Annotated in this window: 12 protein-coding genes; 8 read left to right on the top strand and 4 right to left on the bottom strand. The window is 73.2% G+C overall.

The window, feature by feature from the left end:
- Positions 1 to 17: 17 nt before the first annotated feature.
- The 6 genes from ACZ466_RS13745 to ACZ466_RS13720 all read left to right on the top strand — a co-directional run bounded on the left by ACZ466_RS13745 (position 18) and on the right by ACZ466_RS13720 (position 7,439).
- Complete coding sequence (locus ACZ466_RS13745; protein WP_378280812.1) at positions 18 to 497, top strand: SCP2 sterol-binding domain-containing protein; 480 nt, start codon at positions 18 to 20, stop codon at positions 495 to 497.
- Between the two features lie 113 nt (positions 498 to 610).
- Positions 611 to 3,868 carry a formate dehydrogenase gene (gene fdh / locus ACZ466_RS13740; RefSeq protein ID WP_378280813.1) on the top strand — a complete coding sequence of 1,086 codons (3,258 nt, stop codon included), beginning with the start codon at positions 611 to 613 and terminating at the stop codon, positions 3,866 to 3,868.
- Between the two features lie 71 nt (positions 3,869 to 3,939).
- Positions 3,940 to 4,821 carry a 4Fe-4S dicluster domain-containing protein gene (locus tag ACZ466_RS13735; RefSeq protein WP_378280856.1) on the top strand — a complete coding sequence of 294 codons (882 nt, stop codon included), beginning with the start codon at positions 3,940 to 3,942 and terminating at the stop codon, positions 4,819 to 4,821.
- A complete protein-coding gene (gene nrfD, locus ACZ466_RS13730) occupies positions 4,818 to 5,939 on the top strand; it encodes an NrfD/PsrC family molybdoenzyme membrane anchor subunit (RefSeq protein ID WP_378280814.1) in 1,122 nt (373 codons plus the stop codon). Before ACZ466_RS13735 ends, nrfD begins: the two co-directional genes overlap by 4 nt.
- A 100-nt stretch (positions 5,940 to 6,039) precedes the next feature.
- Entirely contained in the window at positions 6,040 to 6,807 is a 768-nt protein-coding gene (locus tag ACZ466_RS13725; protein ID WP_378280815.1) for an SDR family oxidoreductase, read from the top strand.
- Positions 6,804 to 7,439 (top strand): TetR/AcrR family transcriptional regulator, encoded by a 636-nt coding sequence (locus ACZ466_RS13720; protein ID WP_378280816.1) that lies wholly within the window; start codon positions 6,804 to 6,806, stop codon positions 7,437 to 7,439. Before ACZ466_RS13725 ends, ACZ466_RS13720 begins: the two co-directional genes overlap by 4 nt.
- Here the strand turns inward: ACZ466_RS13720 and ACZ466_RS13715 are convergent.
- The 4 genes from ACZ466_RS13715 to kdgD form a co-directional block, all read right to left on the bottom strand.
- A complete protein-coding gene (locus ACZ466_RS13715) occupies positions 7,393 to 8,358 on the bottom strand; it encodes a 2-hydroxyacid dehydrogenase (RefSeq protein ID WP_378280817.1) in 966 nt (321 codons plus the stop codon). The genes ACZ466_RS13720 and ACZ466_RS13715 overlap by 47 nt on opposite strands.
- Before the next feature lie 2 nt (positions 8,359 to 8,360).
- On the bottom strand, positions 8,361 to 9,686 hold the full coding sequence (locus ACZ466_RS13710; RefSeq protein WP_378280818.1) for an enolase C-terminal domain-like protein: 1,326 nt from the start codon (positions 9,684 to 9,686) through the stop codon (positions 8,361 to 8,363).
- Positions 9,687 to 9,768: 82 nt separating this feature from the next.
- The gene (locus tag ACZ466_RS13705; RefSeq protein ID WP_378280819.1) at positions 9,769 to 11,301 is read right to left on the bottom strand and encodes an aldehyde dehydrogenase (NADP(+)); all 1,533 of its coding nucleotides are present in this window, start codon (positions 11,299 to 11,301) and stop codon (positions 9,769 to 9,771) included.
- Positions 11,298 to 12,215, bottom strand: coding sequence for a 5-dehydro-4-deoxyglucarate dehydratase (gene kdgD, locus ACZ466_RS13700; RefSeq protein WP_378280820.1), 918 nt, complete (start codon positions 12,213 to 12,215; stop codon positions 11,298 to 11,300). Before kdgD ends, ACZ466_RS13705 begins: the two co-directional genes overlap by 4 nt.
- Before the next feature lie 106 nt (positions 12,216 to 12,321).
- On the opposite strand from kdgD, the gene ACZ466_RS13695 reads away from it, so the two are divergent.
- Together ACZ466_RS13695 and ACZ466_RS13690 are read left to right on the top strand one after the other, a co-directional pair.
- Complete coding sequence (locus tag ACZ466_RS13695) at positions 12,322 to 13,230, top strand: LysR family transcriptional regulator (protein ID WP_378280821.1); 909 nt, start codon at positions 12,322 to 12,324, stop codon at positions 13,228 to 13,230.
- Between the two features lie 179 nt (positions 13,231 to 13,409).
- Positions 13,410 to 14,984: an ABC transporter substrate-binding protein gene (locus ACZ466_RS13690; protein WP_378280822.1), complete on the top strand. Its 1,575-nt coding sequence runs from the start codon at positions 13,410 to 13,412 to the stop codon at positions 14,982 to 14,984.
- The last annotated feature ends 8 nt before the right edge of the window (positions 14,985 to 14,992 follow it).

Raw genomic sequence — 14,992 nt, 5'->3', positions numbered from 1 at the left:
ACACCGAGGGACAGCCAGTGAACGAGACCGCCCTGCCCGACCTCGACGACGCCGAGGCCGTCCGGAGGTTCATCGACCGCATCGACGGCCCCGAGCGGCTGCGGGCGCTGCTGGACGCGCCCGGCATGGACGACGACGCCCGGATCGAGGAGGTCGTGGCCGCCGCCGGGGCGCCGGAGATCCTCGACCGGGTCTTCCAGATCATGGGCGAGCGGTTCGTCCCCGAGCGGGCGGGGGACGCCGCGGGCGCCGTCCAGTGGGGCGTGCGGACCCCGACCGGCGTCTACACCTACCACGTGGTGATCTCCGGCGGGCGGGCGCGGGGCGAGCGCGGCGCGCTGTCGGGCGCCGCGCTCTCCCTCAAGATCGCCGCGCCGGACCTGCTGCGGGTGTGCGCCGGGCGGCTGAACGCCGTCACCGCCTTCACCAGCGGGAAGATCAAGCTTGAGGGCGACATGATGTTCGGCGCGAAGATGTCGGCCTGGTTCGACTACTGACCCGCCCTCTTCCTCCCTGTTTATCCCCCTTCGTCCCGCCGCGCATGTTTGAAGCCCGCGCGGCGGGTAGTGGCCCGATCACCGTCCGGATCGGGTCCTGTGGGGAGGCTGCTGTGGGTGTGCGGACGTGGATCGAAGGCTGGCCCGTCTACCGGCAGCTGACCGGCGCCGACCGGCTGGGCCGCGGGGCCGCCGCCGAGTCGGCGCGGACGGCGGGCCTGGAGCCCAGGACCGCCACGGCCGACCGCGTGGTCAAGTCGGTCTGCCCGTACTGCGCCGTGGGCTGCGGCCAGCAGGTGTACGTCAAGGACGAGAAGGTCGTCCAGATCGAGGGCGACCCCGACTCGCCCATCAGCAGGGGACGGCTGTGCCCCAAGGGATCGGCGAGCCTCCAGTTGACCACCGGCTCCTCCCGCGAGCATGAGGTCCTCTACAGGCGCCCCTACGCGAAGGACTGGGAGCGCCTGGACCTCGGCACCGCCATGGAGATGGTCGCCGACCGCGTTCTGGAGACCCGTGCGCGGACCTGGGAATGGGAGGTCGAGGACAACCGCGTCAGGCGGACCCTGGGCATCGCCAGCCTCGGCGGGGCGACCCTGGACAACGAGGAGAACTACCTCATCAAGAAGCTCCTCACCGCGCTGGGCGTGGTGCAGGTGGAGAACCAGGCGCGGGTCTGCCACAGCTCCACGGTCGCCGGTCTGGGGACGTCGTTCGGACGCGGCGGGGCGACGACGTTCATGCAGGACCTCCAGCACTCGGACTGCATCGTCATCCAGGGGTCGAACTACGCCGAGGCGCATCCGGTGGGGTTCCAGTGGGTGATGGAGGCGAAGGCCAGGGGCGCCACGATCATCCACGTCGATCCCCGGTTCACCCGGACGAGCGCGGTCAGCGACATCTACGTGCCGCTGCGGGCGGGCTCGGACATCGCCTTCCTGGGCGGCATCGTCAACCACGTGCTGAGCACGGAGTCGTACTTCCGCGAGTACGTGCTCGCCTACACCAACGCCTCGACGATCCTGCGGGAGGACTTCCGCGACACCGAGGACCTGGACGGCCTCTTCTCCGGCCTGAACGCGGAGACGCGGCACTACGACTTCGACACCTGGCGGTACGAGGGCCTGGACGTGGTGGCCGCCGCCGGGGAACGCGACGACGATTACGAGCGCCGCATCGGATGGGGCCCCGCCATACGCGAGGCCGGACGCGGCGAGAGCCATGGCGCCGGAGGCGCCGCGCTGGGCAAGGGCAAGCCGCGCACGGACGAGACCCTCACCCACCCCCGGTGCGTGTTCCAGGTGCTGAAGCGGCACTACTCCCGCTACACGCCGGAGATGGTCGAGCGCGTGTGCGGCGTCCCGCCCGAGCTGTTCGCCAAGGTGTGCGACGCGCTGGTCCGCAACTCGGGGCGCGACCGTACGAGCTCCTTCGCCTACGCGGTGGGCTGGACGCAGCACACCATGGGCTCGCAGTACATCCGCACGGCCAGCATCCTGCAGCTGCTGCTCGGCAACATCGGCCGCCCCGGCGGGGGCATCCAGGCGCTGCGGGGGCACGCGAGCATCCAGGGGTCCAGCGACATCCCCACCCTGTTCGACCTGCTCCCCGGCTACATCCCCATGCCGCACGCCCACCACCACGAGACCCTGGACGACTTCGTCAGGGCGGACTCGGCGCGCAAGGGCTACTGGGGCAACATGCGCGCGTACACGGTCAGCCTCCTGAAGGCCTGGTGGGGCGAGAACGCCACCGTGGACAACGACTACTGCTTCGGCTACCTGCCGCGCCTGACCGGCACCCACAGCACCTACGAAACGGCCCTCGCCATGATGGAGGGCGCGTGCAAGGGCTACTTCCTCATGGGGGAGAACCCGGCCGTGGGCTCGGCCAACGCCAAGGTGCAGCGGCTCGGCATGGCCAACCTGGAGTGGCTGGTGGTGCGGGACTTCTCCCTGATCGAGAGCGCCACCTGGTGGAAGGACGGCCCGGAGGTGGAGACCGGGGAACTCCGCACCGAGGACAACGCGACCGAGGTCTTCTTCTTCCCGGCCGCCGCGCACACCGAGAAGGAGGGCACCTTCACCAACACCAACCGGACGCTCCAGTGGCACCACACCGCCGTGCAGCCGGACGGCGACGCCCGCAGCGACCTGTGGTTCATGTACCACCTGGGCCGCATCATCCGGGAGAAGCTCGACGGGTCCACGCAGGAGCGCGACCGGCCGGTGCTGGACCTCACCTGGGACTACCCGGTGGAGGGGCCGCACGACGAGCCGTCCGCGTCCGCGGTCCTCGCCGAGATCAACGGGTACGACGCCGACGGCGCGCACCTGTCGACCTACAGGCAGCTGAAGGACGACGGGTCCACCTCCTGCGGCTGCTGGATCTACTGCGGCGTGTACGCCGACGGGGTGAACCAGGCCGCGCGCCGCAGGCCGGGCCAGGAACAGGACTGGATCGCCGCCGAGTGGGCCTGGACGTGGCCGGCCAACCGGCACATCATCTACAACCGCGCCTCCGCCGACCCCGACGGCGTGCCGTGGAGCGAACGCAAGGCGCTCGTCTGGTGGGACGCGGAGCAGCGCCGGTGGACCGGGCACGACGTGCCCGACTTCCCGCTCGACAAGGAGCCCTCGTTCCGTCCCGACGAGGACGCCGTGGGCCCGGCCGCGCTGGCCGGCGACGACCCGTTCATCCTGCAGGCCGACGGCAAGGGGTGGCTGTTCGCCCCCGCCGGGCTCGTGGACGGCCCGCTCCCGACGCACTACGAGCCGCAGGACTCGCCGTTCGACAACCCGCTGTACGGGCAGCAGCGCAACCCCGTCCGGCAGCTCCTCCCCGACCCGCACAACCGGCTCCACCCGAGCGGTTCCGAGCCCGGCGCGGAGGTGTTCCCCTACGTCGTCACGACCTACCGGCTCACCGAGCACTTCACCGCGGGCGGGATGAGCCGCTGGACGCCCTACCTGGCCGAGCTGCAGCCGGAGTTCTTCTGCGAGGTGTCGCCGGAGCTGGCGGCCGAGCGGGACCTGACGCACGGGGGCTGGGCGACGATCGTGACCGCCCGCAACGCCATCGAGGCGCGGGTGCTGGTGACGGACAGGATCGCGCCGCTGCGGGTGCAGGGCCGTACCGTCCACCAGATCGGGCTGCCCTTCCACTGGGGGCCCAACGGCTACAGCAAGGGCGACGCCGCCAACGAGCTGGCCTCGATCGCGCTCGACCCGAACGTGCACATCCAGGAGGTCAAGGCGCTGTCGGCCGACATCCGTCCCGGGCGCCGTCCCCGGGGGCCGGCGCTACCGGAACTGGTGCTCGACTACCAGCGCAGGGCGGGGATCACCGCGGACACGGGCATGGGGGTGTGACGATGGGCAGGTTGGCGGGGCCGCTGGCCGATGTCGCGGGCGAGGCGGGTCACCGGGACCATCCGCCCCGCATGGGGTTCTTCACCGACACCTCGGTGTGCATCGGCTGCAAGGCGTGCGAGGTCGCCTGTAAGGAGTGGAACGCCATCCCCGAGGACGGCCTCACGTTCACGGGGATGTCCTACGACAACACTCGGGGGCTCAGCGCGGACACCTGGCGGCACGTGGCGTTCATCGAGCAGCGCAAGCCGCTGGGCTTCCAGGACCCGGGGGTGGAGCACGGCGACTACAGCGACGTGGACCTGCTCGGCCTGACCGCGGAGGCGGCCGCCCGCGCCCCGGTGGACGGCCCCGCGACCCTGGACGGGGAGGACCGGGGCGAGTTCCGCTGGCTGATGGCCTCGGACGTGTGCAAGCACTGCACGCACGCGGCCTGCCTGGACGTGTGCCCCACCGGCTCCCTCTTCCGCACCGAGTACGGGACGGTGGTCGTCCAGGAGGACATCTGCAACGGCTGCGGCTACTGCGTGCCCGCCTGCCCGTACGGCGTCATCGACCAGCGCGAGGACGACGGCCGGGTGTGGAAGTGCACGCTGTGCTACGACCGCATCTCCGACGGCATGGAACCCGCGTGCGCCAAGGCGTGCCCCACCGATTCCATCCAGTACGGCCCTCTGGACGAGCTGCGTGAACGCGCCTCCGCGAGGGTGGAGCACCTGCACGAGGCCGGGGTCGAGGACGCCCGCCTCTACGGCCACGACCCCGGCGACGGCGTCGGAGGCGACGGCGCCTTCTTCCTGCTCCTGGACGAACCCGAGGTGTACGGGCTGCCGCCCGACCCCGTCGTCACCACCCGGGACCTGGGGTCGATGTGGCGGCACGCGGGCGTCGCGGCCCTGACCTTCCTGGGCGGTATCGCGGCGGCGAACCTCATCACGAGGAGGCGGGGATGAGCGAGGCCGAGGTCACGCGCGAGGGCGAGCGGGGGCGGCGTCCCGGCCGGGAGGCCGTGCCCGGGGAGCGCGGCGGGTACGAGCGTCCCGGCCCGCGGCGCCGCCGGAAGGGGGAGCGGACCGTCGTGCCGGAGGCCGAGTTCGGCTCGTACTACGGCAGGCCGATCATCAAGGAGCCGCCCTGGGCCGCCGTCGACATCGCCGGGTACCTGTTCTTCGGCGGGCTGGCGGGGGGCTCCTCGGCGCTGGCCGCCGGGGCGGAGCTGACCGGCCGCCCGGCGCTGGCCAGGGCCGGGAAGATCGGGGCGCTGGCGGCGATCTCGCTGTCCACGGCCGCGCTGATCCACGACCTCGGCCGCCCGGCGCGGTTCCTCAACATGCTGCGGGTCGTCAAGCCGACCTCGCCGATGAGCATGGGCTCCTGGATCCTGATCGCCTACGGTCCCGCCACGGGGGTCGCCGCCGTCACCGACGTGACCGGGCTGCTTCTTCGTGGGGGGACGACCCCCCACACCCCCCGGAAAGGCAAACCGTCCCGGCTCCCTCCGCTCCGCTGGCGCTCCGCTACGGGAACCGGGACGGTCCCCCGGATCGGCCGCGCCGCCACCATATGGGCGGGGCTGTCGGGCGCCGGGGTGGCGTCCTACACCTCCGTGCTGATCGCGAACACGGCCGTGCCGGCCTGGCACGAGGCGCACCGCGAGATGCCGTTCATGTTCGTCGGGTCGGGGACGATCGCCGCCTCCGGGCTGGGCCTGCTCGCGGCCCCGGTGCACGAGAACGCCCCGGCGCGGGCGTCCGCGGTGTTCGGGGCGGTGCTGGAACTGGCGGCCGGGCACCGGATGCGCCGGCGGCTGGGGTTGCTGGCCGAGCCGTACCGCAAAGGCAGGGGCGGCGCGCTGATGCGCGCGGCGCAGGCCCTCACCGTGGCGGGCACCGCCGGAGCGGCATTCGCCGCGGGACGGTCCCGGCTCGGCGCGGCCCTCGCCGGAGGGGCGCTGCTCGCCGGCTCCGCCTGCACCCGCTTCGGCGTCTTCGAGGCGGGACGGGCCAGCGCCCGCGACCCGCACTACACCGTCGCCGCGCAGCGCTCAGGGCACGCGCCCGCGGTGGAATGACGCCGGGATTTCCCGAAACGGCCCGTTGACATGGTCCGCCGGCCCCGCCTAGGTTGAGCGCGCTCGCTAAGCGGACGCTTAATGGCCGGGGAGGCCCACGATGACGGACCTGTTCAGCCTCACCGGCAAGACCGCCTTGGTCACCGGCGGCACGCGCGGCATCGGCCTGATGATCGCCCGGGGCCTGCTGCAGGCCGGCGCCGCCCGGGTCTACGTCAGCTCCCGCAAGGCCGACGCGTGCGAGCGGGCGGCCGAGGAGCTCGCCGAGTACGGCGAGGCCGTCCCGCTGCCCGCCAACGTCGGCACCGAGGAGGGCTGCACCGGCCTCGCCGAGCAGATCGCGGCACGCGAGGACGCGCTGCACATCCTCGTGAACAACGCCGGAGCCACCTGGGGCGCCCCGCTGGAGGAGTTCCCCGCCCACGCCTGGGACAAGGTCGTCGACCTCAACCTCAAGGCCCCGTTCTTCCTGACCAGGGCGCTGCTGCCGCAACTGCTCAAGGCCGCCGACCCCGACGACCCCGCCCGCGTCATCAACATCGGGTCGATCGACGGCATCAACACCCCCGGCGAGCGCTACTCCTACACCTCCAGCAAGGCCGGGCTGCACCAGCTCACCCGCGTCCTGGCCAAGGAGCTCGGCCCGCGGGCGATCACGGTGAACGCGGTCGCGCCCGGCCCCTTCGAGTCCAAGATGATGGCCGCCACGCTGGACGCGTTCGGCGAGACGATCGCGGCCACCGCCCCGCTGCGCCGCATCGGCCGCCCCGACGACATGGCCGGGATCGCCGTCTACCTGTCCAGCCGCGCCGGCGCCTACGTCACCGGAGCGGTCATCCCGGTCGACGGCGGCTTCACCGTCCTTTGACCGGCCGTGCCGGGGAGGTCTGGTCGGACCGTCCCGAAAGCGCCCGGCGGCTGCTGCACGCCGCGATCGAGGTGATCGGCGAGCACGGCTTCCACGGCACCTCCACCCGAGCCGTCGCCGCCCGCGCCGGCCTCAGCCCCGCCGCGATGTACATGCACTTCCCCACCAAGGAGGACCTGCTCTACCAGATCAGCCTGGCCGGGCACGAGCTGACCCTGGACCTGGTCGAGGAGGCGTCCGCGGCCTCGCACGACCCCGTGGAACGCGTCCACGCCATCGTCACCGGGCTGGTCCGCTGGCACGCCGAGCACTCCACCATCGCCCGGATCATCCAGTACGAGCACGCGTCCCTGGCGCCCGGCCACCGCCGCGAGATGATCGAACTGCGCCGCCGCGTCGAGGACGTGCTGCGCCGGGCCGTGGACGACGGCGTCCGCACCGGCCGGTTCGACTCGGCGGCCGTCCCCACCGGGGTGCTGGCCATCATGTCCCTGACCATCGACGTCGCCCGCTGGTACCCGGTGCAGACGCGCCGCAAGCCCGAGCAGATCGCCCGCGCCTACGCCGACCTCGCCCTGCGCATCCTCAACTGGAACGGCGGCCCTGAGGTGATGGAGCCGGGACCGGGGTGACCAGCCTGCCCTCCTCCAGGAAGCGGCGCAGGTTGAGCAGCGCCAGATCGCCCATCGCCTCGCGCGTCTCGTGCGTGGCGGAGGCGATGTGCGGCAGCAGGACGACCGAGTCGAGGTCCAGCAGGGCGGGCGGCACGTTCGGCTCGTCCGCGAACACGTCCAGCGCCGCGCCCGCGAGCCGTCCCCCGGTCAGCGCCGCCACCAGGGCGGGCTCGTCCACGACGCTGCCGCGGGCGATGTTCACCAGGTAGCCGTCCGGGCCGAGCGCCTCCAGGACCTCCGCCGACACCAGCCCGCGCGTCCCCGCGCCGCCCGACGTGGCCACGATCAGCGCGTCGCTCCAGGCGGCCAGCTTCTCCGGCGACTCCGCGTAGGCGTAGGACACGCCCTCCACCGGGCGCCGCGAGTGGTAGGAGATCTCGGTGTCGAAGCCCTGCAGGCGGTGCGCGATGGCCCGCCCGATCCGGCCCAGGCCGAGGATCCCGATCCGCTTCCCGCTCACCTTCGCGGCCAGCGGGAACGGGCCGCGCGTCCAGTCGCCCCGCCGCACGAACCGGTCGGCCGCCGAGAACCGCCGCATCACGTCGATCAGCCCGCCCACGGCGGTGTCGGCCACGCAGTCGGTGAGCACGTCGGGCGTGTTGCTGACGGCGATCCCCCGCTCGGCCGCCGCCACGACATCGGTCGTGTCGTACCCGACCCCGAAGTTCACGATCACTCGCAGCCCGGGCAGCCGGTCCATCAGCGCCCGGTCCACCCCGACCCGCGCCGTGGTCACCACGGCCGCGAACTCCGCCCCGTGCCGGTCGAGGAAGCCGTCGTCCTGCCCGTCGAGGAGCACGGCGTCGTACCGCTCCCGCAGATTCCGCTCAAGCGACGGCAGGAGCGGCCCCACCTGCAACACACGATCACTGTTCAAGGTCAGCTCCGATCCAGAGCTGGACGCTTCGGATCGAAGGTCCAGCCGGGGAGTAGGTATTGCATGGCGGCGGCGTCGTCTCGGGCGCCGAGACCCTCGGCAAGGTACAGGCGGTGGGCCTCGTCCAGCCTGTCGGGGTCGATCTCCACGCCCAGGCCGGGGCGGTCGGGGACGGTCAGGTGGCCGTCGGCGATCTCGAACGGGGCGGTGGTGAGCCGCTGGCCGTCCTGCCAGATCCAGTGCGTGTCGACCGCCGTGATCTCGCCGGGCGCGGCGGCGGCGACGTGGGTGAACATGGCCAGCGACACGTCGAAGTGGTTGTTGGAGTGCGAGCCCCAGGTCAGGCCCCAGGCGTCGCAGAGCTGGGCGACGCGGACCGAGCCGTCCATCGTCCAGAAGTGCGGGTCGGCGAGCGGGACGTCGACCGCGCCCGCCTTGATCGCGTGGCCCAGCTCCCGCCAGTCCGTCGCGATCATGTTGGTGGCGGTGCGCAGGCCGGTCGCGCGGCGGAACTCGGCCATGACCTCGCGGCCGGAGTAGCCGTTCTCGGCGCCGCACGGGTCCTCGGCGTAGGCGAGGACGTCCCGGAGCCCGCCGTCGCGGGCCAGCTCGACCGCCTGGGCGAGCGACCAGGCGCCGTTGGGGTCCAGGGTGACGCGGGCGCGGGGGAAGCGCTCGGCGAGGGCGGTGACGGCGGCGGCCTCCTCCGGGCCGGGCAGGACGCCGCCCTTCAGCTTGAAGTCGGCGAAGCCGTACCGGGCCTGGGCGGCCTCGGCGAGCGCGACGATCGCCTCGGGGGTGACCGCCTCCTCGTTCCGCAGCCGGAACCAGTCGTCGTCCTTCTCACCGGCGCGGTAGTCCAGGCCGGTGCGGGTCCGGTCGCCGATGAAGAAGAGGTAGCCGAGCACCGGGACGCGGTCGCGCCGCCGCCCGCCCCCGAGCAGGTCGGCGACCGGCACCTCCAGGTACTGCCCGAGCAGGTCGAGCAGCGCCGACTCGAAGGCGGTGACGGCGTGGACGGTGGTGCGCAGGTCGAAGGTCTGGGCGCCGCGCCCGCCCGCGTCGCGGTGGGCGAAGCGCCGCCGCACGGTCTCCAGGACGGCGTTGTACGCGGCGACCGGGCGGCCCACGACCAGGTCGCGGGACTCCTCCAGGGTGCGGGTGATCGCCTCCCCGCCCGGGACCTCGCCCACGCCGGTGCGGCCGTCGGAGTCGGTCAGCAGGACGATGTTGCGGGTGAAGAAGGGGGCGTGCGCGCCGCTGAGGTTGAGCAGCATGCTGTCGCGCCCGGCGACCGGCACGACGCGCAGCCCGGTGACCGTGGGCACGGCCGCGCGAGTGCCCGGAGGGCGGCCGTGCGCTCTTGCCGGGGGGTGTGGGGGGTCGTCCCCCCACCGGGGCATGTCCATGTCAGTCCCTTCGGCCGTCGACGCGGCGCGGGACGCCGAGCGGGTTGTCCTCGCGCAGTTCCTCGGGCAGCAGGGCGTCGGGGACGTTCTGGTAGGCGACCGGGCGGAGGAAGCGCTCGATCGCGCGGGTGCCGACCGAGGTGGTGGCGGGCGCGGAGGTGGCGGGGTAGGGGCCGCCGTGCACGACCGCGTGGCCGACCTCGACGCCGGTGGGCCAGCCGTTGACGAGCACGCGGCCCGCGAGCAGTTCCAGTTCGGGGAGCAGTTCGGCGGCGAGGGCGTGGTCCTCGGGGGTGAGGTGGAGGGTGGCGGTGAGCTGGCCTTCGAGGGACGCGATGATCGCCTTGAGCCGTTCGGTGTCGCGGACCCGCACGATCAGGGACGCGGCGCCGAAGATCTCGTCCTGGAGGGACGGTTCGGCGAGGAAGGTCTCGTCGTCGGTGAGGTACAGCCCGGCGCGGCACGCGACGGCGATGTCGGCGCCGGCGAGGCCGCGCGCGAGCGTCCTGACGCCCTGGGTGGCGGCCAGGCGCTCGGTGCCGCCGTCGAAGGCGGCGCGGATCCCGTCGGTGAGCATCGGCGCGGCGGGGGCGGCGGCCACGGCGGCGAGGGCGGCGTCCGCGAACGCCTCGAAGCCGTCGCCGTCCAGGGCGAAGACGAGGCCGGGGCTGGTGCACAGCTGCCCGGCGCCGGTGGTGAGGGAGGCGACGAAGGCCCCGCCGAGGTCGGCGCCGGAGTCGCGGAGCGCTCCGGGCAGCACGAACACCGGGTTCACGCTGGACATCTCCGCGTACACCGGGATCGGCACGGGCCGGGCGGCGGCCGCGGCGACCAGCGACAGCCCGCCGCCGCGCGAGCCGGTGAAGCCGACGGCCCGGATGCGCGGGTCGGTGACCAGCCGGGTGCCGAGGTCGTGGCCGTGGCCGAGGAGGACCGAGAAGGTCCCCTCGGGCAGCCCGTGCTCCTGGACGGCCTCGCGGACGGCGCGGCCGACCAGCTCGCTCGTCCCGGGGTGCGCCGAGTGGGCCTTGACCACGACGGGGGCGCCGGCGGCGAGCGCGGAGGCGGTGTCGCCGCCCGCGACGGAGAAGGCGAGCGGGAAGTTGCTGGCCGCGAACACCGCGACCGGGCCCAGCGGGACGCGGCGCTGCCGCAGGTCGGGGCGCGGCAGCGGGGTGCGGTCGGGGAGGGCGGGGTCGACGCGGGCGCCGAGCCAGTCGCCGTCGCGGACGACGGAGGCGAACAGCCGCAGCTGCCCGGTGGTGCGGGCGCGTTCGCTCTCGGCGCGGGCGCGGGGGAGCCCGGTCTCGGCCATGACGAGGTCGGTGAGGGTGTCGCCGAGGGCGTCGATGCGGTCGGCGGCGGTGTCCAGGAACGCGGCGCGGGCCTTCAGGCTCGTCTGGCGGTAGGTGCCGAACGCCTCCCAGGCCAGGGCGAGGGCGCGCTCGATGTCGTCCGGGGTGGCGATGGGATGGGCGGGTTCGAGCCGCTCGCCGGTGCGCGGGTCGTGCGCGTACAGCTCGGCGGCGCTCATCGGGCGGCCTTCTCGATCAGGGCGGCGAGGTCGGCCAGCTCGCCCTCGGTGAGGTCGGTGAGCGGCGGCCGGACCGGTCCGGCGGGACGGCCGATGGCGTGCATCCCCGCCTTGACGATGGACACCGCGTACCCGGCGCACCGGTTGCGGATGTCGAGGTAGGGGAGCACGAAGTCGGCGAGCCTGCCGTAGACCTCCGCCCGGTCCCGCGCCTGCACGGCGTCGTAGAAGGCGAGCGCGAAGTCCGGGACGAAGTTGAACATCGCCGAGGAGTAGGTGGTCACGCCCAGTTCGAGGTAGGGCAGCGCGAACGTCTCGGCGGTGGGGAGCCCGCCGACGTACAGCAGCGAGTCGCCGAGGGTGGCGTACAGCTTGGACATCAGCTCGATGTCGCCGACGCCGTCCTTGAAGCCGATCAGGTTGGGGCAGTCCTCGGCGAGCCGCGCGACGGTCTCCACGGTGAGCTGGGCGTTGGCCCGGTGGTAGACGATCACGCCGAGGGAGGTGGCCGCGCACACCGCGCGGACGTGCGCGGCCAGGCCCTCCTGGCCCGCCTCGGTGAGGTAGGGCGGCAGCAGCAGGACCGCGTCCGCGCCGGCCTGCTCGGCGTCGGCGGCCAGCTCGCGGGCCAGCGCGGTGCCGTACCCGGCGGGCGCGATGATCGGGGTGCCCTCGGGGGCCTCGGCGACGGCCGCGCGCACGACCCGTCCGACCTCGGCGGGGGTGAGGGAGAAGAACTCGCCGGTGCCGCCCGCGGCGAACAGGCCCGCGGCCGGGTACCCGCCGAGCCAGCCGATGTGCTCGCGGTAGGCGGGCTCGTCGAAGTCGAGCCCGCCGGTCATGTGCGTCACCGGGAAGGACAGGAGCCCGGCCCCGAGCACGGACTTCAGCTCGTCGTGGGTGAATCTCGTCATCTGCTCTGAACTCCAGGGTCGGGGGCGGGGAGCGACGCGCTCAGGCTAAGGACCGGGCATGATGCCTGTCCAAGTTGTATTTGGCATGCGCTGATACCTTTCGTGCATGTACACGCTTGACCAGCTCCGGGGCTTCGTCGCGGTCGCCGAAGAAGGCCATTTCGGCCGGGCCGCCGAGCGGCTGCGCATGACCCAGCCGCCGCTCAGCCGGCAGATCCAGAAGCTGGAGCGGGCCGTGGGCGTCACGCTGCTGGAGCGCACCCCGCACGGCGCCGCCCCGACCCCCGCCGGCCGGGCGTTCCTCACCGAGGCGCGGCGGCTGCTCAGCCAGGCCGAGGCGGCGGTGCTGGCGGCGCGGCGCAGCGCGCAGGGCACCAGCGGCACGCTGCGGATCGGATTCACCGCCGTGTCGGCGCTGGCCGTGCTCGGGCAGTGGATCGCCGCCGCCCGCGCGCACCTTCCCGGCGTGGACCTGGTGCTGTCGGAGATGGTCACCCGCGTCCAGGTGGACGCGCTGCTGGCCGGGGAGATCGACGTGGGGCTGGCGCGTGGGGTGCCCCGGTCGGACGTGCTGAGCGCGCGGCTGGTGTTCGCCGAGCCGCTGGTGCTGGCGGTGCCGCGCGGGCACCCGCTGACCGGACTGGGCCGCACGCCGCGGCTGGCCGACATCGCCGCGCACGACCTGGTCACCTACGCGGCGGTCGAGGCCCGCTACCTGTACGAGCTGGTGATCACCGTGTTCCGGGACGCGGGGGTGGCGCCGCGCTACGTCCAGCAGATGGGGCAGGTGCACAGCCTGCTGGCGCTGGTGGACGCGGGCGTCGGGGCGGCGCTGGTGCCGCGCTCGGCGTCGGTGCTGCGGCTGCCGAACCTGGAGTTCCTCGCCATCGACGGCCTCGCGCCCGACCTGGTGGAGGTGCACAGCGTGTGGCGGACGGGCAACGAGGATCCGGCGCTGCGGGCGCTGCTGCGCCTGGTGGGCCGCCGGGACGGGCCGTCGCACCCGGGTCCGTAAGCGACCCTTGACGACGGAAGAGAGAGGACTCTAAGGTCCGTCTACCCATAGAGACGACTTTCCTCCTCGTAGACGATCGTTCGGAAAACGCGCCCGGTGCTCCGGGCGCGCCCGCTGCCCGCCCGTCCGCGGCCGCCCGCACGTCTCCGCGCTCTCGGCACGTCCTGTCTGGAGAGGCAATGTCCGCAATCCCACCCTGTCCCCCACCGCGCGCCCCCTCCCGGCGCACGGCGGTCGCCGCGGCGGTCCTCCTGGCCGGCCTGGTGGCCGGAACCGGCTGCACCGTCGCCAACAGCGACTCCCTGACCGGGGGCGCCGACGGCGCGCTGCAGATCGTGCTGCAGCAGGAACCGCCCACCCTCGAACCCTGCGAGTCCTCGCTCACCTCCACCGGTGTGGTCGTCCGCTCCAACGTCACCGAGCCGCTGATCGAGCGCGACCCGACCAGCGGCGCGCTCAAGCCGCTGCTGTCCACCGGGTGGAAGGCCACCGACGACCGCACCTGGACGTTCACCGTCCGGGACGGCGTCCGCTTCCACGACGGCTCGGCCTTCGACGCCAAGGACGCCGCGTACTCCATCACCCGCGCGGTCGGCTCCAAGCTCGGCTGCAACGTCGACGGCTACGTCTTCGCCGACAGCAAGCTGGAGGTGTCGGCGCCCGACGCCCGCACCCTCACCGTCAAGACCGCCGAGCCCGACCCGATCCTGCCGCTGCGGCTGTCGTTCCTGGAGATCGTCCCGGAGGGCACGAACCTCAAGGCCAAGGTGCGCGAGCCCGTCGGCACCGGCCCGTACAAGATCGAGGACTGGGACACCGGCATCAGCCTGCGGCTCGGCCGCTTCCCCGGCTACTGGGGCACCAAGCCCGACTACCCGGCCGTCCGGTACGTGTGGCGGGCCGAGAACAGCATCCGCGCCGCCATGGTCACCAGTGGCGAGGCCGGGATCGCCACCGGCCTCGGCCCCGAGGACGGCGCCGGCGACCTCGGCGTCCCCTTCCCCAACAACGAGACCACCGCGCTGCGGATGGACGCCAACGTCGCGCCGCTCAACGACGTCCGGGTCCGCCGCGCGATCAACTACGCCATCGACAAGAGCGGCATCGTCCAGTCGCTGTTCCTCAAGCTCGGCGAGCCCGCCGGGCAGCTGGTCGCCAACGGCGTCGTCGGCCACGACCCGGCGATCAAGCCCTGGCCGTACGACCCGGCCCGCGCCAAGGCCCTGGTCGCCGAGGCCCGCGCCGCCGGGACACCGGTGCAGACCCCGATCACCCTGATCGCCCGGAACGCCCAGTTCCCCAAGGTCGCCGAGACCGCCGAGGTGATCCAGGAGGCGCTCGGCCAGGCCGGGCTGAACGTGAAGATCAAGATGCTGGACACCGCCGCGCACCTGGAGTACCAGCTGCGGCCGTTCGTCCGCGACGCCGGCCCCACCCTGCTGCTGATCATGCACGGCAACCAGGCCGGCGACGCCGCGTTCACCACCAGCCAGTACCTGGCGAGCGACGGCCCGCAGAGCCAGTACGGCACGCCCGCGCTGGACGCCATGATCGCCCAGGCCGGGCAGAAGACCGGAGCCGAGCGCGCCAAGGCCTTCGGGCAGGTGCTCGCCTACCAGAACGAGAACATCGTGCAGTACGCCCACATCGCCCACATGCGCGGCCTGCTCGGCATCGCCCGCGACGTCCGCTACAAGCCGGACTCGGCGACCACCGACGAGCTGCGGCTCGCCGACGTCCACCGGGCCAAGTGAGGGAGCAG

This window comes from Actinomadura rugatobispora (assembly GCF_055379765.1).
This window is presented reverse-complemented; position numbering and strand designations above follow the sequence as displayed.